The sequence below is a fragment of the Streptomyces sp. NPDC006643 genome (assembly GCF_042870175.1).
Lineage (GTDB): Bacteria > Actinomycetota > Actinomycetes > Streptomycetales > Streptomycetaceae > Streptomyces.
In genome coordinates this window covers 290,472-311,666 of the sequence record NZ_JBIAHA010000002.1, presented here as the reverse complement: position 1 = coordinate 311,666, position 21,195 = coordinate 290,472, and the positions used below count along the sequence as shown (strand labels likewise).

Annotated in this window: 19 protein-coding genes; 13 read left to right on the top strand and 6 right to left on the bottom strand. The window is 72.6% G+C overall.

Annotated features, from left to right (window positions below):
- The first annotated feature begins 492 nt into the window (after positions 1–492).
- From ACFYNU_RS03925 to ACFYNU_RS03900, 6 genes are all read left to right on the top strand, one after another.
- Complete coding sequence (locus ACFYNU_RS03925) at positions 493–2,304, top strand: gamma-glutamyltransferase (protein WP_356584810.1); 1,812 nt, start codon at positions 493–495, stop codon at positions 2,302–2,304.
- A gap of 85 nt (positions 2,305–2,389) precedes the next feature.
- On the top strand, positions 2,390–3,256 hold the full coding sequence (locus ACFYNU_RS03920) for an inositol monophosphatase family protein (protein WP_356584811.1): 867 nt from the start codon (positions 2,390–2,392) through the stop codon (positions 3,254–3,256).
- 491 nt (positions 3,257–3,747) lie between these two features.
- Positions 3,748–5,166 carry an NAD(P)/FAD-dependent oxidoreductase gene (locus ACFYNU_RS03915; protein WP_356584812.1) on the top strand — a complete coding sequence of 473 codons (1,419 nt, stop codon included), beginning with the start codon at positions 3,748–3,750 and terminating at the stop codon, positions 5,164–5,166.
- A gap of 142 nt (positions 5,167–5,308) precedes the next feature.
- A complete protein-coding gene (locus tag ACFYNU_RS03910) occupies positions 5,309–6,130 on the top strand; it encodes an alpha/beta hydrolase (RefSeq protein WP_356584813.1) in 822 nt (273 codons plus the stop codon).
- Between the two features lie 88 nt (positions 6,131–6,218).
- On the top strand, positions 6,219–7,745 hold the full coding sequence (locus tag ACFYNU_RS03905) for an AlkA N-terminal domain-containing protein (RefSeq protein ID WP_356584814.1): 1,527 nt from the start codon (positions 6,219–6,221) through the stop codon (positions 7,743–7,745).
- Between the two features lie 13 nt (positions 7,746–7,758).
- Positions 7,759–8,310: a methylated-DNA--[protein]-cysteine S-methyltransferase gene (locus ACFYNU_RS03900; RefSeq protein WP_356584815.1), complete on the top strand. Its 552-nt coding sequence runs from the start codon at positions 7,759–7,761 to the stop codon at positions 8,308–8,310.
- Positions 8,311–8,400: 90 nt separating this feature from the next.
- Here ACFYNU_RS03900 and ACFYNU_RS03895 read toward each other — a convergent pair whose 3' ends face one another.
- From ACFYNU_RS03895 to ACFYNU_RS03885, 3 genes are all read right to left on the bottom strand, one after another.
- Positions 8,401–9,126 (bottom strand): Sir2 family NAD-dependent protein deacetylase, encoded by a 726-nt coding sequence (locus ACFYNU_RS03895; RefSeq protein WP_356584816.1) that lies wholly within the window; start codon positions 9,124–9,126, stop codon positions 8,401–8,403.
- An 80-nt stretch (positions 9,127–9,206) separates the two neighbouring features.
- Positions 9,207–10,511 carry a hypothetical protein gene (locus tag ACFYNU_RS03890; RefSeq protein WP_356584817.1) on the bottom strand — a complete coding sequence of 435 codons (1,305 nt, stop codon included), beginning with the start codon at positions 10,509–10,511 and terminating at the stop codon, positions 9,207–9,209.
- Positions 10,512–10,682: 171 nt separating this feature from the next.
- Positions 10,683–11,180, bottom strand: a complete 498-nt coding sequence (locus ACFYNU_RS03885) for an NUDIX hydrolase (protein WP_356584818.1) — start codon at positions 11,178–11,180, stop codon at positions 10,683–10,685.
- Positions 11,181–11,357: 177 nt separating this feature from the next.
- On the opposite strand from ACFYNU_RS03885, the gene ACFYNU_RS03880 reads away from it, so the two are divergent.
- Both ACFYNU_RS03880 and ACFYNU_RS03875 read left to right on the top strand, forming a co-directional pair.
- The gene (locus tag ACFYNU_RS03880; protein ID WP_356584819.1) at positions 11,358–12,512 is read left to right on the top strand and encodes a glycerate kinase; all 1,155 of its coding nucleotides are present in this window, start codon (positions 11,358–11,360) and stop codon (positions 12,510–12,512) included.
- A 388-nt stretch (positions 12,513–12,900) separates the two neighbouring features.
- Positions 12,901–13,209: a glyoxalase gene (locus ACFYNU_RS03875; protein WP_356584820.1), complete on the top strand. Its 309-nt coding sequence runs from the start codon at positions 12,901–12,903 to the stop codon at positions 13,207–13,209.
- On the opposite strand, the gene ACFYNU_RS03870 is transcribed toward ACFYNU_RS03875, so the two are convergent.
- Positions 13,190–14,389, bottom strand: coding sequence for a helix-turn-helix domain-containing protein (locus ACFYNU_RS03870; protein ID WP_356584821.1), 1,200 nt, complete (start codon positions 14,387–14,389; stop codon positions 13,190–13,192). The genes ACFYNU_RS03875 and ACFYNU_RS03870 overlap by 20 nt on opposite strands.
- Positions 14,390–14,595: 206 nt before the next feature.
- Here ACFYNU_RS03870 and ACFYNU_RS03865 point away from each other — a divergent pair, with 206 nt between their 5' ends.
- From ACFYNU_RS03865 to ACFYNU_RS03845, 5 genes are all read left to right on the top strand, one after another.
- A complete protein-coding gene (locus ACFYNU_RS03865; protein ID WP_356584822.1) occupies positions 14,596–15,399 on the top strand; it encodes an ABC transporter ATP-binding protein in 804 nt (267 codons plus the stop codon).
- Between the two features lie 98 nt (positions 15,400–15,497).
- On the top strand, positions 15,498–16,328 hold the full coding sequence (locus ACFYNU_RS03860; RefSeq protein WP_356584894.1) for an ABC transporter ATP-binding protein: 831 nt from the start codon (positions 15,498–15,500) through the stop codon (positions 16,326–16,328).
- On the top strand, positions 16,325–17,215 hold the full coding sequence (locus ACFYNU_RS03855; RefSeq protein ID WP_356584823.1) for a branched-chain amino acid ABC transporter permease: 891 nt from the start codon (positions 16,325–16,327) through the stop codon (positions 17,213–17,215). The genes ACFYNU_RS03860 and ACFYNU_RS03855 overlap by 4 nt, the downstream gene beginning before the upstream one ends.
- Positions 17,208–18,317: a branched-chain amino acid ABC transporter permease gene (locus tag ACFYNU_RS03850; protein WP_356584824.1), complete on the top strand. Its 1,110-nt coding sequence runs from the start codon at positions 17,208–17,210 to the stop codon at positions 18,315–18,317. Before ACFYNU_RS03855 ends, ACFYNU_RS03850 begins: the two co-directional genes overlap by 8 nt.
- Entirely contained in the window at positions 18,314–19,591 is a 1,278-nt protein-coding gene (locus ACFYNU_RS03845) for an ABC transporter substrate-binding protein (protein WP_356584825.1), read from the top strand. The genes ACFYNU_RS03850 and ACFYNU_RS03845 overlap by 4 nt, the downstream gene beginning before the upstream one ends.
- Before the next feature lie 69 nt (positions 19,592–19,660).
- Here ACFYNU_RS03845 and pssA read toward each other — a convergent pair whose 3' ends face one another.
- Together pssA and ACFYNU_RS03835 are read right to left on the bottom strand one after the other, a co-directional pair.
- Positions 19,661–20,521 (bottom strand): CDP-diacylglycerol--serine O-phosphatidyltransferase, encoded by an 861-nt coding sequence (gene pssA, locus ACFYNU_RS03840; RefSeq protein ID WP_356584826.1) that lies wholly within the window; start codon positions 20,519–20,521, stop codon positions 19,661–19,663.
- Positions 20,508–21,164 (bottom strand): phosphatidylserine decarboxylase, encoded by a 657-nt coding sequence (locus ACFYNU_RS03835; RefSeq protein ID WP_356584827.1) that lies wholly within the window; start codon positions 21,162–21,164, stop codon positions 20,508–20,510. The genes pssA and ACFYNU_RS03835 overlap by 14 nt, the downstream gene beginning before the upstream one ends.
- Positions 21,165–21,195: the final 31 nt, after the last annotated feature.

Sequence of the window (21,195 nt, the reverse complement as noted above, 5' to 3'; positions counted from 1 at the left end):
CTCCCCACCGCGCTTCGTAGTGCCAAGCGCGCCCAGGCCCGGTACCGATCACGCCGGGGTGGCACCCGCCGTCGCGCGTCACACAGCTGTCCGTTCTCGTCCGATGCGGCCGGTTGGTGCCCCGCCGCGTGCCACAAACGGTGCTTCATGGGATCTCCTCAGCCCTCAAGCGCGCCTTCTGGTTGTCCGCGGCCCTGTGCCGCGGGCATGGCGTCGTGTGCTGGAGCCAGGCTTCCGAAGACGCGCTGACGACCGCATCCCGAGTGATGCCGATTTGGATGTAAGTTCCAGAAGCCGGGCCCCTGTTGCCGGGAAGCCGACCGCGCTGCGTCCGCTGCGTCCGCTTCGTGCCGGAGGCCGGGAAGCAGGCGCGCGGAGCGATCGATAGCCTTCCGGGGGAGCGGGAGAAGGTGGCCCCGGATTCTCCGCAGGACTCGTCCTGAGTGCCCACCACCCGGGCCGATACACGTAAACAGCAAGGTGAGAGGCCCGATGTTCACGACACGACCGACCCTCCAGGGCACCTTCGGCATGGTGTCGTCCACCCACTGGCTCGCCTCGCAGTCGGCGATGGCCGTCCTGGAGGACGGCGGCAACGCCTACGACGCCGCCGTCGCCGCCGGGTTCGTCCTGCATGTCGTCGAGCCGCACCTCAACGGGCCCGCCGGGGACCTGCCCGTGATCCTCGCCCCCGCCGGCGGTGACGTGCGGGTGCTCTGCGGGCAGGGGCCCGCGCCCGCCGGGGCCACGATCGAGCACTACCGCTCGCTCGGCCTCGAACTCGTCCCCGGCACCGGACCGCTGGCCGCCGCCGTGCCCGGCGCCTTCGACGCCTGGATGCTGCTGCTGCGCGACCACGGCACCAAGTCCCTTGCACAGGTGCTCAGTTACGCCATCGGTTACGCCGAGGACGGCCACGCGCCCGTCGAACGGGTCGGCCAGACGGTCGAGAGCGTACGCGCGCTGTTCGAGACCGAGTGGACCTCGTCCGCCGACGTGTACCTGCCCGGCGGCCGGGCCCCCGCCCCCGGCGAGCTGTTCCGCAACCCCGCGCTGGCCGCCACCTGGCGCCGTCTGACGGCCGAGGCCGAGGCCACGGGCGGCGACGACCGCGTCGCTCAGATCGAGGCCGCGCGTGACATCTGGCGCACCGGGTTCATCGCCGAGGCGCTGATTCGCCAGTCCGACCGCCCCACCCTCGACACCAGCGGCTCCCGCCACACCGGCACGCTGACGGCCGCCGACCTGGCCGGCTGGTCCGCGACGTACGAGGCGCCCGCGACGTACGAGTGGAACGGCTGGACCCTCTGCAAGGCGGCCGGCTGGAGCCAGGGCCCCGTCCTGCTCCAGCAGCTCGCCCTGCTGCCGCCCGCGCCGGAGCTTCCGGCGTACGGCTCCGAGGAGTACGTCCACCTCCTTACGGAGGGCTGCAAGCTGGCCATGGCCGACCGGGAGGCCTGGTACGGCGACGCCGCCGACGTACCACTCGCCGACCTGCTCTCGGAGCCGTACAACACCGCGCGCCGCGCCCTGATCGGCGCGGAAGCCTCCTACGAACTGCGGCCCGGCAGCCCCGGTGGACGCGCGCCCGTCCTCAGCGCGCACGCGACCGCCGTCGCCGCCGGTCAGCCCGGCTTCGACGCGCTCGCCGTCCCGGTGCCGGGCGCGGGCGAGCCGACCGTCGCCCGCGACGGGGCGACCCGCGGCGACACCTGCCACCTCGATGTCGTGGACCGGTGGGGCAACATGATCGCCGCGACGCCGAGCGGCGGCTGGCTCCAGTCCAACCCCGTCGTGCCCGAACTCGGCTTCCCGCTCGGCACCCGCCTCCAGATGGCCTGGCTGGAGCCCGGACTGCCCAACTCCCTGACGCCCGGCCGCAGGCCCCGCACCACGCTCACCCCGTCCATCGCCCTGCGCGACGGCACGCCCGTCCTGGCCTTCGGCACCCCGGGCGGCGACCAGCAGGACCAGTGGCAGCTCCACTTCTTCCTCGCCGTCGCGCTCCGGCCGCACCTACGCGGCGGACTCGACCTCCAGGGCGCGATCGACGCGCCCAACTGGCACAACGACAGCTTCCCCAGCTCCTTCTACCCGCGCGGGATGCGGCCGGGCAGCATGACGGTGGAGCCGTCCATGGACGCGGCCGTCGTGGAAGGGCTGCGCCGCAGGGGCCACGACGTCACCGTCGGTGAACCCTGGTCGGAGGGGCGGCTGTGCGCGGTCGCCAGGGACCCGCGGACGGGCGTGCTGTCGGCGGCGGCCAATCCGCGCGGTATGCAGGGGTACGCGGTGGGCCGCTGAGCCACCGTGCCGGACGCCGACCCGCCATCGAGCCGTCATCTCCGCCCCCACCTGCGTTGTCACACCCCTGTGGTTCTCTTGAGGCATGATCGATGACTTTCTGAACGGTGACCTTTCCGTGGTCGAGGCGGCGCTGCGCGACGCGGCTGCCGCCGAGATCATGCCGCGCTACCGGCAGCTCGCCGCACACGAGATCGTCGAGAAGTCCGGCCCGCACGACCTGGTGACCAGCGCCGACCGGGGTGCCGAGGAGCACCTGACCGCCACGCTCACGGCGCTGCTGCCCGGCTCGGTCGTGGTGGGCGAGGAGGCGGTGCACGCCGACCCGGCGGTGGTGGAGGCGCTGCGCGGCGACGCGCCCGTATGGATAGTCGACCCCGTCGACGGCACCCGCCAGTTCGTCCGGGGCGAGCCCGGTTTCTGCACGCTCGTCGCCCTCGTCCAGGGCGGTGAATTGCTGGCCTCCTGGACGTACGCGCCCGCGACGGACGAGATGGCCACCGCCGTACGGGGACGGGGCGCGTTCCTGGACGGCGTCCCGCTGCACTGCGGCACACCGGCGCCCGGCGCGGTGCTCGAAGTCGCCATGTCCCACCCGGACTTCACGACGCCCGAAGAGAAGCGGGCGCTGCTGGGAGTCCAGGACGCCGACGACATCGCAGCCCGGCCGTGCGGCTCGGCGGGCCTGGAATACCTGGCCGTCGCGCGCGGCACGCTGGACGCCGTCGCCTTCAGCTGGGAGCTGCCCTGGGACCACGCGGCGGGCCTGCTGCTGGTCGAGGAGGCGGGCGGTACCCAGCTGACCCTCACCGGCACCCGCTTCCGCCTCACGGGCGCCAACGCCCTGCCCTTCACGGCGGCCCGCGACGAACCGACGGCCCGCCGCATCCGCACCCGTCTCCTGTCGGGCACCCCGACATCGACCCCGGCGGGGGCGTCTCCGAGGGCCTGACGGCGCTGGGTCTGCCGCTGCGGGTGTGGCGTCGGCGAGCGCCGCCTGTCGGCCCTCGCTGCGCGGCGTACGGCGGCACTGGGAACGGCGGGGCGCCGGCCCGACGGCCCCCTGGCCGTTGCCTCCGCGTGGCGCCGTGCGTCGAAAGGGCGTCGCGCGGGTGGCGGCGCCCCGCACCCGGGCACGGGGCGCGCCCGAGGGGCTGACGGCCCTTGGCGGTTGCCTGCGCGTCGCGGGGTGGCGGGCCCCCGCACACGGGCGCCGGGCGCGGCCCGCCCCGTTTCGCCGGCGCGCCGCGCGGGCGGGGCCCGGGGGTGACGGCAGGTCGGGGAGATCCCCGGAACGCGCGGTCCCGCCCCGCACCTGGCGCCGGGGCGGCCCCCGGCCCCCGCGGGCCGCGGCGCGCGCGTATCCGGTGACCCGCCGACACTGTGTCAGAGGCCAGGAATATCCTGGTTCCTCTGGCCATCGGCTGACGAAGGAGTCCGAAGGTGCCGTCGATGCTCGATGCCGTCGTCGTGGGGGCGGGGCCCAACGGGCTGACCGCCGCGGTCGAGCTGGCCAGGCGGGGGTTCTCCGTCGCCGTGTTCGAGGCCCGGGACACCGTGGGCGGGGGTGCGAGGACCGAGGAGCTGACCCTGCCCGGCTTCCGGCACGATCCCTGTTCGGCCGTGCACCCCCTGGGCGTGGGATCGCCCGCGTTCAACGACATGCCCCTCGCGCGGTTCGGTCTGGAGTGGCTGCACCCCGAGCTGCCGATGGCCCACCCGTGGGACGACGGCACGGCCGCCGTCCTGTCGCGTTCCGTCGCCGAGACCGCCGCTTCCTTCGGACCACGCGACGCCGGGGCGTACCGCCGGCTCGTCGCGCCGTTCCTCGGCAAGTGGGACAACTTCGCGCGGGACTTCATGTCGCTGCCCCCCAGGGGCCTGCCGCACGACACCCTGACGCTCGCCCGTTTCGGGCTCGCCGGGCTCCCCTCGGCGAATCTCCTGATGAGGCGCTTCCACGACGAGAAGGCCAAGGGGCTGTTCGCCGGGCTCGTCGCCCATGTCATCGCCCCGCTGAGCGGGATCGCGACCGGCGGGGTGGGCCTGATGTTCGCGCTCGCCGCGCACGAGAACGGCTGGCCCCTGCCGCGCGGCGGGTCGCAGTCCATCTCGGACGCGCTCGCCGCGTATCTGCGTGACCTCGGCGGCACGGTGCACACCGGATTCGAGGTCAAGCGGCTCGACGACCTCCCGCCCGCCCGCGCGTACGTCTTCGACACCTCACCGACCGCGCTCGCCCGTATCGCGGGCCTGGGGCGAGCGTACGACGCGTACCGGTACGGCCCCAGCGTCTTCAAGATCGACTATGCGCTGGACGGTCCCGTGCCCTGGACGGCGGAGGCTGCGCGCCGCGCCGGCACCGTCCAGGTGGGACCCACGCGCGGGGAGATCAGCACGGCGCTGGACCTGGCGTACGGCGGCAGCGCGCCGGCCACGCCGTTCCTGATCACCGCCCAGCCGAGCCTGGTCGACCCGTCCCGCGCGCCCGAGGGCAAGCATGTCTTCTGGGCGTACGGCCATGTCCCGCACGCCTGGGACGGCGACCTCACCGAGGCGATCGAGCGGCAGATCGAGCGCTTCGCGCCCGGCTTCCGGGACCGCGTCCTCGCCCGTGCGACCGCGGGCCCGCCCGAGCTGGCGGTCCGCAACGCCAACTACGTGGGCGGGGACATCGCCACCGGCTCCGTCGCCGGGCTGCGACTGCTGGTACGGCCCAAGCTGTCGCTGTCGCCGTACAGCACCCCGCACCCGGCGGTCTTCATCTGCTCGTCGGCGACCCCGCCGGGGCCCGGCGTGCACGGCATGTCCGGGCAGAACGCGGCGAAGGCGGTCTGGCGCAAGCTGCGCGCCTCCGGCTGACGGGCCACGGCGGGCGTCGCCCCGATGGGCGAGGCCCGCCGATCCCTGAGACGCTGGTTGGCGTCCGGTGTACGCGGTCGGGCCCACCCCTCGGCGAGGCCGGCGCTGTGCCGGATCACCGCCGAAGAAGGGATGGATCGCCATGAGCACGTTCACCACCACCGATGGCACCGAGATCTTCTACAAGGACTGGGGCACGGGCCGCCCCGTCGTGTTCAGCCACGGCTGGCCGCTGAACGCCGACGCCTGGGACGGCCAGCTCCGTCTCGTCGCGGAGAACGGCTTCCGGGGCATCGCGCACGACCGCAGGGGCCACGGCCGCTCCGGCCAGCCCTGGCAGGGCAACGACATGGACACGTACGCCGACGACCTCGCCCAGCTCCTCGACGAACTGGACATCCGCGACGCCGTCCTGGTCGGCCACTCCACGGGCGGCGGCGAGGTCGCCCGCTACATCGGCCGGCACGGCACGTCCCGGCTCGCCAAGGCCATGCTCCTGGGCGCGGTGCCTCCGCTGATGCTGCGCACCGACGCCAACCCCGACGGCCTGCCGATCAAGGCCTTCGACGACATCCGCGCGGGCCTGGTCGCCGACCGCTCGCAGTTCTACCAGGACCTCACGGACCCGTTCTACGGCTTCAACCGCCCCGGCGCCGCCGTGTCGAAGGGGGTGCGCGACGCGTTCTGGCTGTGGAGCATGCAGGTCGGGTCCAAGGGCGCGTACGACTGCGTGAAGCAGTTCTCCGAGACGGACTTCACGGAGGATCTGAAGCGCTTCGACATCCCCACGCTCGTCCTGCACGGCGACGCCGACCAGATCGTGCCCATCGTCGCCGCGGGCCCCCGGTCCGCCGAGCTGATCAAGGACGCGACGCTGAAGGTCTACCCGGGCCGGCCGCACGGGCTGTACGGCGACTACGAGCAGGAGTTCAACGCCGATCTGCTGGCCTTCATCAGCAGCTGAAGGACTGGCGGTTCGGTGACGCAGGCAGCGTGAGGTTGATGTCGGATTCTCGCCAGCCCCGCCACCCCGGGTGACGGATGCTTGAACCATGCACACCGACACCGAGCGCTGTCTGCGCGCCGTCCGTTCCAAGGACGCGCGCTTCGACGGATGGTTCTTCACGGCCGTCCTGACCACCGGCATATACTGCCGGCCGAGCTGCCCGGTCGTGCCCCCCAAGGCCGAGAACATGGTCTTCCACCCGAGCGCCGCCGCCTGCCAGCAGGCCGGCTTCCGCGCCTGCAAGCGCTGCCGGCCCGACACCAGCCCCGGCTCGCCCGAGTGGAACGCCCGCGCCGACTCCGTGGCCCGCGCCGTGCGGCTCATCCAGGACGGGATCGTCGACCGTGAGGGCGTCACGGGACTCGCCGGCCGGCTCGGCTACTCGGAGCGGCAGATCGAACGCCAACTGCTCGCCGAACTCGGCGCGGGCCCCCTCGCGCTCGCGCGTGCCCAGCGTGCCCAGACCGCGCGGCTGCTCATCGAGACGACCGGACTGCCGATGGCGGAGGTCGCCTTCGCCGCCGGTTTCTCCTCCATCCGCACCTTCAACGACACCGTCCGCGAGGTGTTCGCCCTCGCCCCGACCGAGCTGCGCGCCCGCGCGGCCCGGCGCCCGGACACCGCCCGCGCCGCCTCCGGGCCCTCCCGGCCCTCCCGGCCGTCCACGCCGTCCACGCCGTCCACGCCCGGCGTGATCAGTCTGCGGCTGCCGTTCCGCACCCCGCTCAACCCCGACAACCTCTTCGGGCACCTGGCCGCGACCGCGGTCCCGGGCGTCGAGGAGTGGCGGGACGGCGCGTACCGGCGCACGCTCTCCCTGCCGTACGGACACGGCATCGCCGCCCTCACACCGAAGCCGGACCACATCGCCTGCCGGCTCGCGCTGACCGACCCGCGCGATCTCACCGTCGCCATCAGCCGCTGCCGCCGCATGCTCGACCTGGACGCCGACCCGGTCGCCGTGGACGACCAGTTGCGCACCGACCCGCTGCTCGCCCCGCTGGTCGACAAGGCGCCGGGCCGCCGGGTGCCGGGCACCGTCGACGCCGCCGAGTTCGCCGTACGGGCGGTGCTCGGCCAGCAGGTGTCGACCGCCGCCGCGCGTACGCACGCCGCCCGCCTCGTCACCGCGTACGGCACACCTGTGGACGACCCCGAGGGCGGCCTCACCCATCTCTTCCCCACCCCCGACGCGCTCGCCGCGCTGGACCCCGAAGCCCTCGCGCTGCCACGCAGCCGCCGCACCACGCTCACGACCCTCGTCGCCGCGCTCGCCGACGGCTCGCTGCCGCTCGGCACCGACAGCGACTGGGACGAGGCCAGGGCCCGGCTGCGCGAGCTGTCCGGATTCGGTCCGTGGACCGTCGAGTCGATCGCGATGCGCGCGCTCGGCGACCCGGACGCCTTCCTGCCGTCCGACCTCGGTGTCCGCCGCGCGGCGACGGGGCTCGGCCTGCCGTCGACACCGGCCGCGCTCACGGCGCGCGCCGCCGCCTGGCGGCCCTGGCGCGCGTACGCCGTCCAGTACCTCTGGGCCACCGACGACCACGCCATCAACAGCCTTCCCGCATAAAGGAGTTCACCGCATGACCAGCCCCACGGCCGGCAGCAGGTCGCACACCGTGGTCGACAGTCCGTACGGGCAGCTGACCCTCGTGGCCACGGACGGGGTGCTCAGCGCCCTGTACATGACCGAGCAGCGCCACCGGCCGCCCCAGGAGACGTTCGGCGAGATGGCCGGTCCCGAGGACCGTCCGTTCGACGCCGTGATCGCGCAGCTCGACGAGTACTTCGCGGGCGGGCGCACCGAGTTCGACCTGCCGCTGCGGCTGCACGGCACACCGTTCCAGCGCAGCGTCTGGGAGCAGCTGCGGGCGATCCCGTACGGCGAGACCCGCAGCTACGGCCAACTGGCCGACGCGCTCGGCAAGTCGGGAGCCTCCCGCGCGGTCGGACTGGCCAACGGCAAGAACCCCGTGAGCATCATCGTGCCGTGCCACCGGGTGATCGGATCGACGGGCAGCCTCACCGGGTACGGCGGCGGCCTGGACCGCAAGCAGCGTCTGCTGGTCTTCGAGGGCGCGGCGGCCCCGGTCCCCGCCGGTGCGAAGGCCGGCGGGGCGGACACGCTGTTCTGATCTCCGGGTGCTGATCTGCGCGTGCTGACCTCCACGCGGTGATCTGCGCGTGCTGATCTGCGCGTCATGATCTCGGCGGCCGTCCGCGCGTCAGCTCTCGTGGAAGCGCTTCAGCAGCGTGGGCAGCGCCGTGCCGATCCGCTCGCGGATGATCTCGTCGGCCTGGTCGTCGTACGGCGTCGGCTCGGCGTTCACGATGACGAGCCGCGCGCCGTGGTCGGCCGCGATCGTCGCGAGTGAGGCGGCGGGCTGCACCTGGAGGGTCGTACCGACGGCGATGAAGACCTCGCACGCCTTGGCGATCGTCAGGGCCTGCCCCAGCACTTCCGGGTCGAGCCGTTCGCCGAACATCACCGTCGCCGACTTGAGGATCGCACCGCACCCGGTGCACGGTGGGTCCTCCTCGCCCGCCTCGACGCGGGCCAGCGCCTGCGCCATGGGGGAGCGCGCCCCGCAGCCGGTGCAGACCACCTCCCGCGCCGTGCCGTGCAGTTCGAGCACCTTGCGGGCGGGCATCCCGGCGCGCTGGTGGAGTCCGTCGACGTTCTGCGTGATCACCCGCACCGCGCCGCCGCCCGCCCGGTCCAGCTCGGCGACGGCGCGGTGCGCGACGTTCGGCTCGGCGCGGAAGGTCGGGCTGTCGCGGCGCATCAGCCACGAGCGGCGGCGGATCTCCGGGTCGCTCATGTACGCGTCGTACGTGACGAGCTTCTCGGCCCCGGGATCGCGCCGCCACAGGCCGCCGGGTCCCCGGTAGTCGGGAATGCCGGAGTCGGTGGAGATCCCGGCGCCGCTGAGGATCGCGACGAGAGTCATGCCGCGAGGGTATGCGGCGGCGCCGGGACGGGCGAGCCGATAAGCGCCCGCGAAGGTCCTCCCAAGGTGACCGACGCGCCCTAGTGCCGGTGGCCGATGTGACCGATGTGGCCGAGGTGACCCGGGTGCGGTGCGTGGCCGACGTAGTCGGAGGGCTCGGGTTCGGTCGTGCCGTCGTCGGCGACGGAGGTGACCGGGGTGAAGGGGGTCGGCACCTCGCCCGTCCAGCGGTTCAGCACCGCCCTGCCCGTCTGCTTCGTGACGCCGTCCTCCACGACCGTGCCCGCCTCGGCGAGGTAGTAGCGGCCGTCGTCGAGGGACACCAGCCCGTACTGACCGGTCGACTCCCAGCCGTACGTCCCCGAAGCCGGGTGGTGCAGCCCGCGCTTGAGGAGCGGCAGCAGCCGCCCGCGCTCGGGGGTCGGCTGGCCGGCGACCGGCCCGGAGACCGGGTGCTTCGAACCGTCGAGGACGAAGAGCGAGTAGTTCGGGAACTGCGTCTTGGTGCCCTTGTACGCGGCCAGCAGCCAGTTGCCGGTGTGCGCGTCGTAGTCGAGATTCTGCACGCCGTACGTGGTGTTGCCGGTGTAGCTGAAGTACTTGCCGTCGGGCGAGCCGGGGCCGCTGGTGTGCGGGTCGGACTCGGTGAGCGGGCGCTCGTACTTCTTCCAGCGCCGGATGTCGTACTGGAGCAGCACCTGGTTGTCGTTGTCCTGCCGGGTGGTGTTGGCGTAGACGCCGTACGCGACGGTGAGCAGCTGGGTGTGCCGCGTGCCCCGCTTGTCGTCGAAGGCGGGGCCGAACGCGACGCCGTCGATGCCGCTGCATCCGTAGCGGTGGTCGGCGGTCTTGGCGGTGTCGCCGTCGAAGACGCCGTTGCCGTCCATGTCGGCCGTGTAGTCGTCCACGACCTCCTTGAGGTGGACGGTGGTCACGACGCCGGTCGTCTCGGCGTCCATCTCCATCTCGGTGATGCGGTCACCGTCGAAGATCGCGATGTAGAAGGCCTGGGCCGCCTTGTACTCAAGGGAGCCGTAGACCCTGCCGTCCTTGGTGTTGAAGTCCAGGTCGCCGAGGTGCCCGGTGAAACCGGTGACGGAGCCGAGGGGCTTGCCGGTGAGGTCGGTCTTGACGAGCAGGTTGGTGAACGAGAAGTACACGAACCCCTTGCGGCGGTCGACGGCCATGCCCTGGACATGGCCGGACTTCCAGGCGCCACCGTCGACGGTCGTCGGGAGCTTCGGGGTCTTTGCGGGGACGGCGGCCTGGGCGGCCTCGGCAGGCGTGCTCGCCGACGCGGTGCCCGCCGACGCGGCCCCCGCGCCCGTGGCCACAACCGCCGTGGTGAGCAGGGCTGTCAGCCAGCCACGAATCTGACGTCGCATGTTCCCTCCGGTGTCCTGGGCCTGGGATTCTGGATCATGCAGGGCGCTCGTGCACGGCGGGCGAACGCCAGGTGAATCGGCGTCAGCCGGGGGCGCCGGCGCATCGTGCGGCGCGTACATGACATATGAGACCAGCTCCGGTCACACCCGTCACCACCGCGTGCGGACGGTTCACCCGACCCGGCGCCCGTTCACCAACTCCACGGCCCCCGTGCCGGCTTCGAGCGCGTCGAGCCCCGCGAGGATCCGGCCCCCGAGCGATCCGATCACCAACTCGGGGATCTTGTGCCGGTCCACCAGCCGCCAGGAGAGCAACTCCTCGTGCTGGAGCCGGATCTGACCGAGCCGCTCCTCGTCCAGCACGCCACCGTCGTACAGATACGCCACGATCGCCGGGCGGTCCGGAGCCTGGGACCAGTCCACCGCGAGCAACGGCCCCAACTCGACGTCCAGCCCGATCTCTTCGAACGTCTCGCGCCGCGCCGCCTGACGCGGTGTCTCACCCTCGTCGGACTCGATGGTCCCGCCGGGCAGCGCCCAGCCCGGCCGGTAGTTGGGCTCGACGATCAGTACCCGCCCCTCCTCGTCCCTGAAGAGCGCGGCGGCGCCGGAGAGCACCCGGGGGAGTCCGGCGATGTAGGAGAGGTAGTCAGCGTCGCGAGAGGTCACGCGGGCAGCCTAGATCAGGAGCCCCTTCGTGGCGCTGATGACCGTTCCCAGGTCTATGGGAGGTTTGTCCAATTTTTTACGGCTCCGACAGTGGGCCGGCAGTCGTGGGCAGGAGGCCGCCCGGCCGGATAGGGTCGGTGCGGCGCGACTGCCTGTTCGAAAGCAAGGGATGACAAGGTGACGGACGGAGCAGTAACCAAGACCGCGCACGTGCTCGTCGCGGCGGACAAGTTCAAGGGCTCACTCACGGCCGTGCAGGTCGCCGAGCGGGTGACGGCCGGGCTGCGGCAGGTCGCCCCCGACGTGACGGTCGAGGCACTGCCCGTCGCGGACGGCGGCGACGGCACCGTCGCCGCGGCGGTGGCGGCCGGGTTCGAACGGCGAGAGGTACGGGTCACCGGACCGCTCGGTGACGAGCTGACCGCGGCGTACGCGCTGCGCGACGGCACCGCCGTCGTGGAGATGGCCGAGGCGTCGGGCCTCCAGCATCTGCCGCGCGGCGTCTTCGCCCCCCTCACGGCCGGTACGTTCGGCTCCGGCGAACTGCTGCGCGCCGCGCTCGACGCGGGCGCGCGCACCATCGTCTTCGGCGTCGGCGGCAGCGCGTCGACCGACGGCGGCGCGGGCATGCTCGCCGCGCTCGGCGGGCGCTTCCTGGACGCGGACGGGCAGCCGGTGGCACCCGGCGGCGGCGGACTGCGCGACCTCGCGACGGTGGACCTGTCCGGGCTCGATCCCCGTATCGCGGAGACGGACATCGTCCTCGCCAGCGACGTCGACAACCCGCTGACCGGCCCGAAGGGTGCCCCTGCGGTCTACGGTCCGCAGAAGGGCGCGTCCGCTGAGGACGTCGACACGCTCGACGCGGCTCTCGCGCACTACGCGCGCGTCCTGGAGAAGACCATCGGAGCCACGGCGGCCGAGGCCGCGCTCTCCCCGGGCGCCGGCGCGGCGGGCGGCATCGGCTACGGCGCGCTCGTCGGCCTCGCGGCGAGCTTCCGGCCCGGCATCGAGGTCATGCTCGACGTGCTCGGCTTCGGCCCCGCGCTGTCCCGCGCCACGCTCGTCATCACCGGCGAGGGGTCGCTGGACGAACAGACCCTGCACGGCAAGGCCCCGGCGGGCGTCGCGGCGGCGGCCCGCGCACGCGACATCGAGGTCATCGCGGTCTGCGGCCGGCTGGCACTGCGCCCGGAGGCCCTGGGCCGCGCGGGCATCCGCCGCGCCTACGCCCTCACCGACCTGGAACCGGACCCGGCCCGCTGCATGGCGGAGGCGGGACCCCTACTGGAACGGATGTCGGCGGGCATCGCGCGCGACTTCTTGGTCTAACGCCCTACCGACGCGACGCGAGCCCGGAGGCCGCACGACCTCCGGCCGCGCTCGTCCTCGAACACCGGACGGCCGAGGCCGGCCCGGCCTGCGGGTTCGGTGGGTGGCGGTACCGCCCGCCGGGGCGTGTTGGCCACCGTCCCGCACGGGTCAGCGTCGACGCGACGCGGGCCCGGAGGCCGCGCGATCTCCGGCCGTGCTCGTCCTCGAACGCCGGACGGACCGAGGCCGGCCCGCAGGTCCGGTGGGTGGCGGTATGCCCGCCGGGGCGGTGTTGGGCACGTCCCGCACGGGAAGCGTCGGCGCCCGACGAGCTGAACGCGGACCGCAAGCCCGGGAGCCCGCCGACCGGGCGGCGTGCGCCGCCCGGTCGGCGGGTGGGGCGGTCATGGGACTGGCAGTGGTGCATTTCGAGATCGTCGGCACCGAGCCCGCTGGATTGCGCGCCTTCTACCACGAGCTGTTCGGCTGGGACTTCGACCTGGGCGACGCCGGCAGCCCGGCGGTGTCCCGGCCCGGCGAGTACGGCCTCGTGCACGGCGACGCGAGCCCCCTGGCGGGCGACGGCCGGGGCGGCGTCGCCGGCGATAGCGCGCGCCGCGCCCGCGGTCTCCCGGACCTGCGGGGCCGCTCGCCGCCGACAGCCCGCCGGGGCGGTGTCGGGCCCGGCCCGCTTCTCACCCCGGCGTCAGCCTGAACGCGTCCAGTGCCAGCGTCATCTCGATCAGGTCGCGAGGGCGGGACAGGGACCGGGAGGTCAGTTGTTCCAGGCGGCGCAGGCGGTTGAAGACCGTGTTGCGGTGGCAGTACAGGCGCGTCGCCGCGCGGCCCGCCGAGCCGCCGTACTCCAGCCACGCGTCCAGCGTCTCCAGCAGGATCGCCCGGTCCGCCGGGTCCAGGTCCAGCAGGGGGCCGAACACGTCCGCGATCAGCCGGGCCGCGAGTTCCGGCTGGCTGACCACCAGGGCCGTCGGCAGACGTTCGTCCAGGCGGACGATGCTCGGGGCGTCCGGCGGGAGCGTACGCAGCGCCGTCTCCGCCAGCCGGCGTGCCCGGCCCAGCTCCGCCAGGCTGTCCACGACCGGGCTGATGCCACCCGGGCCCTGGCGGGGCCGTAACAGCTCCGCGGCCAGCTCCGCGAGACCCGCGTCCCCGTCGAGCGCGACGACCGCGATCTCGCAGTCCGTACGCATCCGCCAGAAGAAACGCATCCCGTCCGCCGCCGCCACCCGGTGGAACGGCTCACGCCCGTCCCGCCGCTCCACCCGGACGACCACCACCGCGTAACGACCCTGCTCGGGCAGGTCGAGACCGGCCGCCGCGCGCGCCGCGAGGCCCGGGGTGGAGCGGCCCTCCAGCAGCGCGTCGAGCAGCGCCTGCACCCGTTCGTCGCTCCTGAGGCGCATCGACTGCTCCGTACTGCGGTACGCCTCCGCGACCGCCGTCGCCTGCCGGTCGACGCCCGCCCACATGTGGGACGCCGTGTGCACGAGCATCGGTACGTCGTCGGGGTCCTTCTCGCTGACGATGCGCAGCAGTTCGTCCCAGACCAGATATCCGGCGTGCCGGTACGCGTGCAGCACCAGGTCCAGCGCCAGCCCCTGCTCCGCCCGCTGCCGGCCGAGCTGTTCGGCGTACGCCAGATCGCGGCGCGGGGCCGAGCGCGGGGCCGCGATGGCCTCGATCCCGTACCGCATCGCCTCGTTGATCTGCCGCCAGTGCTCGTCGCGCGGCACGGCCACGTCGAACTGCTCGGAGTGGTCGTCGAGTTCGTCCATCAGTTGGTCGGTCAGCGCCGGTACGCGCTCCAGGAGCATCCGGGACGCGGTCACCAGGACCGACCACTCACGATCAGTGCGCGCTCTGCGGCCACTCATGGCTGGTGAGGATGCCACCGGGACGCGCGGTGCGACAGCCCTTGTGCGCGTGCACAATCCGGCCACCGCGCCGCTGGTCATCGGCAGCGATTCGGCCGTACGCCGTGGACGGTGCTCCGGGCCGGTGCTGAGGTGTGCCTCCACGGCAGCGACATCCGCGGGACGAGAGCCCCACGACAACATCCGCAGAACGCAGAGGAGAACGCATGGCCGCCGCGCTCGAAGTGCGCGCCCTGTCCGTCGGTTACGGTCCGGTGCGCGCCCTGCACGAGGTGTCACTCGACGTACCGCCCGGCGGGATCACCGCGGTGCTCGGAGGCAACGGCGCGGGCAAGTCCACCCTGCTCAGAGCCATTTCCCGGACCCTGGGCTTCCACCGGGGCACGATCGGCGCCGGCACCGTCCACTTCGACGGGCGCCCTCTCGACGGGCTGAGCGCCGCCGGGGTCGTGGCGGCCGGAGTCGTCCAAGTCCCCGAGGGGCGGCAGGTGTTCGCCCGGATGACCGTCGCCGACAATCTGCGGGCGGGCGCGCTCGGCGCGCGCGGCGGCCGTCAGCGGTACGCGGCCTCCCTCGCCGAGGTCCACGAGCTGTTCCCCGTACTCGCCGACCGCGCGGGCCAGCGCGCCGGACTGCTCTCCGGCGGCGAGCAGCAGATGCTCGCGCTCGGCCGGGGCCTGATGGCCCGGCCCCGGCTGCTCCTCCTGGACGAACCGTCGCTCGGGCTCGCCCCGCTGATGGCCGCCCGTATCGCCGAGACCGTCCGGCGGATCAACTCCACCGGTACGTCGGTCCTGTTGGTCGAGCAGAACGCGGCCATCGCCCTGCGCCTCGCGTCCCGCGCGTACGTCCTGGAGGTCGGCGAGGTCACCCTCGAAGGGGACGCCGCCGCGCTGGCCGCGTCCGACGAGGTGCGCCGCCGCTATCTCGGTGTCGTGGACGAGACGGCCGCCGAGGACGCGGGCCGGGCGCAGGCGTCCGCACCGGTGCTGCGGAGGTGGACCGCGTGAGCGACATCGGCCGCGCGGCGCACGGACATCCCGAACGGACGGTCGGCCGCACCGACGGCGACAGCCCCCCGCCATCCCTCACCCCACCACCCCTCACCGTGGAAGAGGTGACCGTCCGCTTCGCCGGGCTCACCGCCCTCGACGCCGTCTCCTTCACCGTCGAACCCGGCAGCGTCCACGCCGTCATCGGCCCCAACGGCGCGGGCAAGTCCACCTGCTTCAACGTCCTGTCCGGCGTCTACCGCGCCACCTCCGGCCGCGTCCGGCTCGGCGCCACCGAACTCACCACGCTCGCCCCGCACCGTATCGCCGCCCTCGGGATCGCCCGCACCTTCCAGAACCTCGCGCTCCCGCCCCACGCCACCGTCGCCGACACGATGCTCCTCGGCCGCCACCGCCTCACCCGCGCCGGCTTCCTCGCCACCGGGCTCCGGCTGCCGTCCGCCGCCCGCGAGGAGCGCCAACACCGCGCCAGGGTCCGTGAGATGGCGGAGTTCGTGGGGCTGGCCGACGATCTGGACCGGCCGGCGGGCTCCCTTCCGTACGGCAAGCAGAAGCTTGTCGAGCTGGGCCGCGCCCTGTGCATGGAGCCCACGGTGCTGCTCCTGGACGAACCCGTCGCCGGGATGACGGCCGACGAGCGGCGCCGTACGGCCGCCGTGGTGGCCGGCGTACGCGACAGCCTCGGCATCTCGATCGTGCTGGTCGAGCACGACATGGGGGTGGTGATGCGGCTCGCCGACGCCGTAACCGTACTCGACTTCGGACGCCGGATCGCCGGGGGGACGCCCGCGCAGGTGCAGAGCGACCCCGCCGTCGTCCGCGCCTACCTGGGCGAGACCCCGCCCGTCACCACCGACACGAGCGGCGCCGGCGACCCGGCCGTCACCACCGACACGAGCGGCGCCAACGAGGAGGCCACCCCATGACCACCTTTGTCGAACTCCTCCTCGGCGGGCTCTCGATGGGCTCCGTCTACGCCCTCATCGCCCTCGGCTTCGTCGTCATCTTCAAAGCCACCGAGGTCGTCAACTTCGCCCACGCCTCGCTTCTCCTCGCGGGCGGTTACGTCACCGCCGTACTCCACGACGACATCGGCTTCTGGCCCGCGCTCGCCGTCGGCATCGCGGGCGCCGCCGTCGTCGGCTCGGCCGTCGAGTACACCGTCATGCGGCGTTACCGGGGCTCCGACCACAGCGTCCTCGCCATCGTCACCATCGGTGTCGACATCCTCCTCACCACCGAACTCACCCGCCGTATCGGCACCGACGTCCTGGCGCTCGGCGACCCGTGGGGCGACAAGCTCCTCACGATCGGGGACATCACCATCGCCCAGACGCGGGTCGCGGCCTTCGTCGCTGCGGCGCTCCTGATCACCGCGTTCCTGCTCGCCTTCCGCTACACCACCTGGGGTGTCGCGATGCGCGCGGCGGCCGAGAATCCGCAGACCGCCGCGCTCATGGGCGTACGGCTCGGCCGGGTCTCGCTCTCCGCCTGGGCCGTCGCGGGCTCGCTCGCCGCCGTTGCCGCGCTCTTCCTCACCGTCTTCCCGACCCCCGGTCTGGAGCGCGCCACCTCCCTCGCCGCCCTCAAGGCGTTCCCCGCCGCGATTCTCGGCGGCCTCGACTCCACGACCGGGGCGCTCGCCGGGGGACTGATCGTCGGAGTCACCGAGTCCTTCGCCACCGGCTACCAGAGCGACCTGACCTTCCTCGGCCGCGGCTTCGGCGACCTCGCGCCGTATCTCGTGATGGTCGTGGTGCTGCTCATCCGGCCCGCCGGACTCTTCGGTACGAAGGAGCTGGCCCGTGTCTGAGACGACGGACGCCCCCGCACGCCGCCCCCGCCCGCACCTCCGCCCCCACCCCCGCGCCTACGTCTGGCTCGCCGGCTCCCTGCTGCTCCTCGCCCTGCCCTTCTACCTCGACCGCTTCTGGCTCCAGGCCGGACTCTTCGCCATGGCCGCCGCCATCGGCGCCATCGGCCTCAACCTCCTCACCGGCGCCACCGGCCAGCTCTCCATGGGCCACTCCTTCTTCCTCGCCGTCGGCGCCTACGGCTACTGCGTCCTCGCGGGCGAGGGCGGCGAGGAGAACGGCCGGCAGCTCACCGGACTCGGCCTGCCCAGCTGGCTCGCGGTCGTACTCGCCGTACTCCTCGCGGGCGCCGCGGGCGGTCTCTTCAGCCCCATCGCCGGCCGGCTGCGCGGCGCCTACCTCGGTATCGCGACCCTCGCGCTGATCTTCATCGGACAGCACGTCCTGTTCAACGCCGGAGATCTGACCGGCGGCTTCAACGGCCGCGACGTCCCCGTGCTGTCCCTCTTCGGCTTCGACTTCGACGACACCGAGACCGTGATCGCCGCCGTCCCCTTCGGCTCGTCCGAGAAGCTCTGGTACGCGGGCCTCCTCGCCCTCCTCGTCGGCGGCCTCTTCGCGCGCGGTGTGCTGCGTGGCAGGCCGGGCCGGGCCATGAACGCGATCCGCGACCACCGCATCGCCGCCGGAGTGATGGGGGTGCCGGTCGCCCGCTACCGGGCGGCCGTGTTCGTCCTGTCCTCGATGTACGCGGGGCTGGCCGGCGTACTGATCGCGCTGATCTTCCAGCGGACCGTGCCCGACTACTTCGGCATGATCCTGGCCCTCGAATATCTCGCCATGATCGTCATCGGCGGCCTCGGCACGGTCGCGGGCGCCGTCGTCGGCGCGGCCTTCGTCGCCCTGCTGCCGCAGCTCCTCACCCACTACAGCGACTCGCTCCCACTGGTCGCCGACCCCGGTTCGGGCGGCGTCACACCGGGCGAGGCGTCCCGCTATCTGTACGGCGCCGCGATCGTCGCGGTGGTGCTCTTCCTGCCCGGCGGACTCACCCGCCTGTCAGTTCCCACGGTTCGACGGTTCTCACGGGAGAAGTCATGAAGCGACGCGCACGTCACACGAACAAGGCCAGGACCGGCGCGGCGCTGCTGGCCGTCGTCGCCCTCGCGCTCGCCGGGTGCAGCGGCAAGGCCACCGAGGGCGACGGCAAGGGTGAGGACGCCGGGGGTGTGAAGACCGGGCAGGGCGTCAGTGACAAGACGATCTCGCTCGGCGTGCTCACCGACATGACCGGCGTGTACGCGTCGCTCGGCAAGAGCGTCACCCAGGCCCAGCAGCTGTGGGCGGACCGGACGAACAAGGCGGGCGGTATCTGCGGCCGTACGATCGAGCTGACCGTACGCGACCACGGTTACGACCCGCAGAAGGCCGTCGCCGCCTACACGGAGCTGGAGCCGGACGTGCTCGGCTTCGCCCAGTTCATCGGCTCGCCGTTCGTGGCCGCCGTCGAGAAGCGCGTCGACGGCCAGGACAAGGGCCTCGTCCTGCCGCAGGCGTGGTCGGCCAATCTGCTCGGCAGCCCGTACATACGCGTGGTCGGCGCCACGTACGACATCGAGACGATCAACGCCATCGACTACCTCCTCGCCAACGGGCGTATAGCCAAGGGCGACAAGATCGGTCATGTCTACTTCGAGGGCGACTACGGCGAGAACGCCCTCGTCGGCTCCGAGTACGCGGCCGAGCAGGCGGGCCTCACCGTCGTCGAGCAGAAGATCAAGCCCACCGACAACGACATGTCCGCGCAGGTCGCCGCGTTGAAGAAGGCCGGTGTCAAGGCCGTCGTACTGAGCGCGGGACCGCGTCAGGCGGCCTCCCTGGTGGGCGTGGCGGCGGCCGGCGGGTTCAATGTGCCGATCGTCGGCAACAACTCGGCCTTCGCCCCGCAACTGCTCGCCACGGCGGCGGGCCCGGCGCTGATGAAGGACTACTACATCGCGTCCTCCACCCTGCCGATCGGCTCGGACGAGGCGGCGCCCAAGAAGCTGGCCGCGGCGTACGCGGCGGCCTACCCGGACGACGTGCTGGACAACGGCGTCGTGTCCGGCTGGACGGCCGCCTCGCTCTACGGCGAGCTGCTGAAGAAGGCCTGCGAGGACAAGGACCTCACCCGGGAGGGCGTCGGCAAGGCGCTGCTGGGGCTCGACTCGTTCTCCACCGGTTTCGGGATCACCCACGACTTCTCGGACCCGGCCGCCCCCTCCACCCGCGAGTCCGTGATCATGAAGCCGGACTCGAAGGTGCCGGGCGGTCTGAAGGTCGTCGAGGAGGCGCGGGTGGCGAAGCCGGCCGAGTCGTTCACGTTCGGCGGCTGACCGCTCACCCCGCACAGCGGAAGGGCCCGGACGCGTGACGCGTCCGGGCCCTTTCCCACATGTCCATCGCTACGGCAGCTGCGCCGCCCGTGCCTCGCGCCGGTTGTCACGGAACGTGTTCACACGGCGCGCCGTGGCGAAGAGCGGAATCACCGCGCCCGTCACCACCTGGAGCGCGCAGCCGGTCTGGAGCAGCAGCTGCCCGCCCGGCGCGTCGAACGCCCAGGCTGCCAGCAGCCCCATCGCGGCCACGATCCAGCCGAGCATCGCCACCGCGAGGACACCTCGCGGCTTCGGGTACTCGACCCGGCTCACCATCAGCCACGCCACACCGATGATGGCGAGCAGCGTCGGTACGAAGGGAAGCTCCAGCAGCACGATCGAGACGACCGTGAGCGCGCCGAAGGGGCTCGGCATGCCCTGGAACATGCCGTCCTTCAGCGTCACGCAGGAGAATCTCGCGAGCCGCAGGACCACCGCCAGCAGCACCACGACCGCCGCCAGCGCCGACACCCGCTGATGCGCGTCGTCGGCGACCATGCCGTAGACCAGCACGAAGTACGCGGGCGCCAGTCCGAAGCTGATCAGGTCGGAGAGGTTGTCCAGCTCGGCACCCATCGGGGAGCTGCGCAGCTTGCGCGCCACGAGGCCGTCGAACAGGTCGAAGACCGCCGCGCACAGCATGAGGATCACGGCGGTGGCCGCGGAGTGCCGCGCCATCCCGGATTCTTCGCTGCCCGTGAGGTGCGGGATAAGGATGCCGGTGGTCGAGAAGTAGACGGCCATGAAGCCACAGGTGGCGTTGCCGAGGGTGAGGGTGTCAGCTATCGACAGCCGCATGGACAGCGGCATGTCTTCGGCGTCGTCCTCTTCTTCCTCCTCGGCCTCCGCCGCCCAGCCGGCCTGGGTGTCGGGATCAATCACGGTCAATTCGAGTCACCCCTGCGGTCGTGGCCTGACCGACCTCGACAGCGACGTCGACACCTTCCGGAAGGTAGATGTCGACCCGCGAGCCGAAACGGATCAGACCGATGCGCTCGCCTTGCTCAAGCTTGGTCCCCTGCGGTACGTACGGCACGATCCGCCGGGCCACGGCGCCGGCGATCTGCACCATCTCGATGTCGCCCAGCTCGGTGTCGAAGTGCCAGACAACGCGTTCGTTGTTCTCGCTCTCCTTGTTGAACGCCGGGACGAAACCGCCGGGGACGTGCTCCACGGACGTCACCGTACCCGCGAGCGGGGCACGGTTGACGTGGACATTGAGCGGGCTCATGAAGATCGCGACGCGGGTACGCCCGTCCTTCCACGGCATGATGCTCTGCACCACTCCGTCGGCCGGTGAGATGACCCGGCCCTGCGTGATCTCTCGCTCGGGGTCGCGGAAGAACCACAGCATGCCCGCCGCGAGAGCGGTGGCGGGCACGGCGACGACGGCGGCGCGCTTCGAGCTGCGCGCGCGGAGCAGGCTGAGTGCTGCGGTGGCGACGGTCGGCAGAAGCCACGGCGATGCTCCGCGCGCGATACGTCCCTGAGGAACGAGGGCGCGTGGTGCGGAGGTTTGGCTGTGGGGCATGAATGACCTTCGTAGCGGATGATGCCGCACG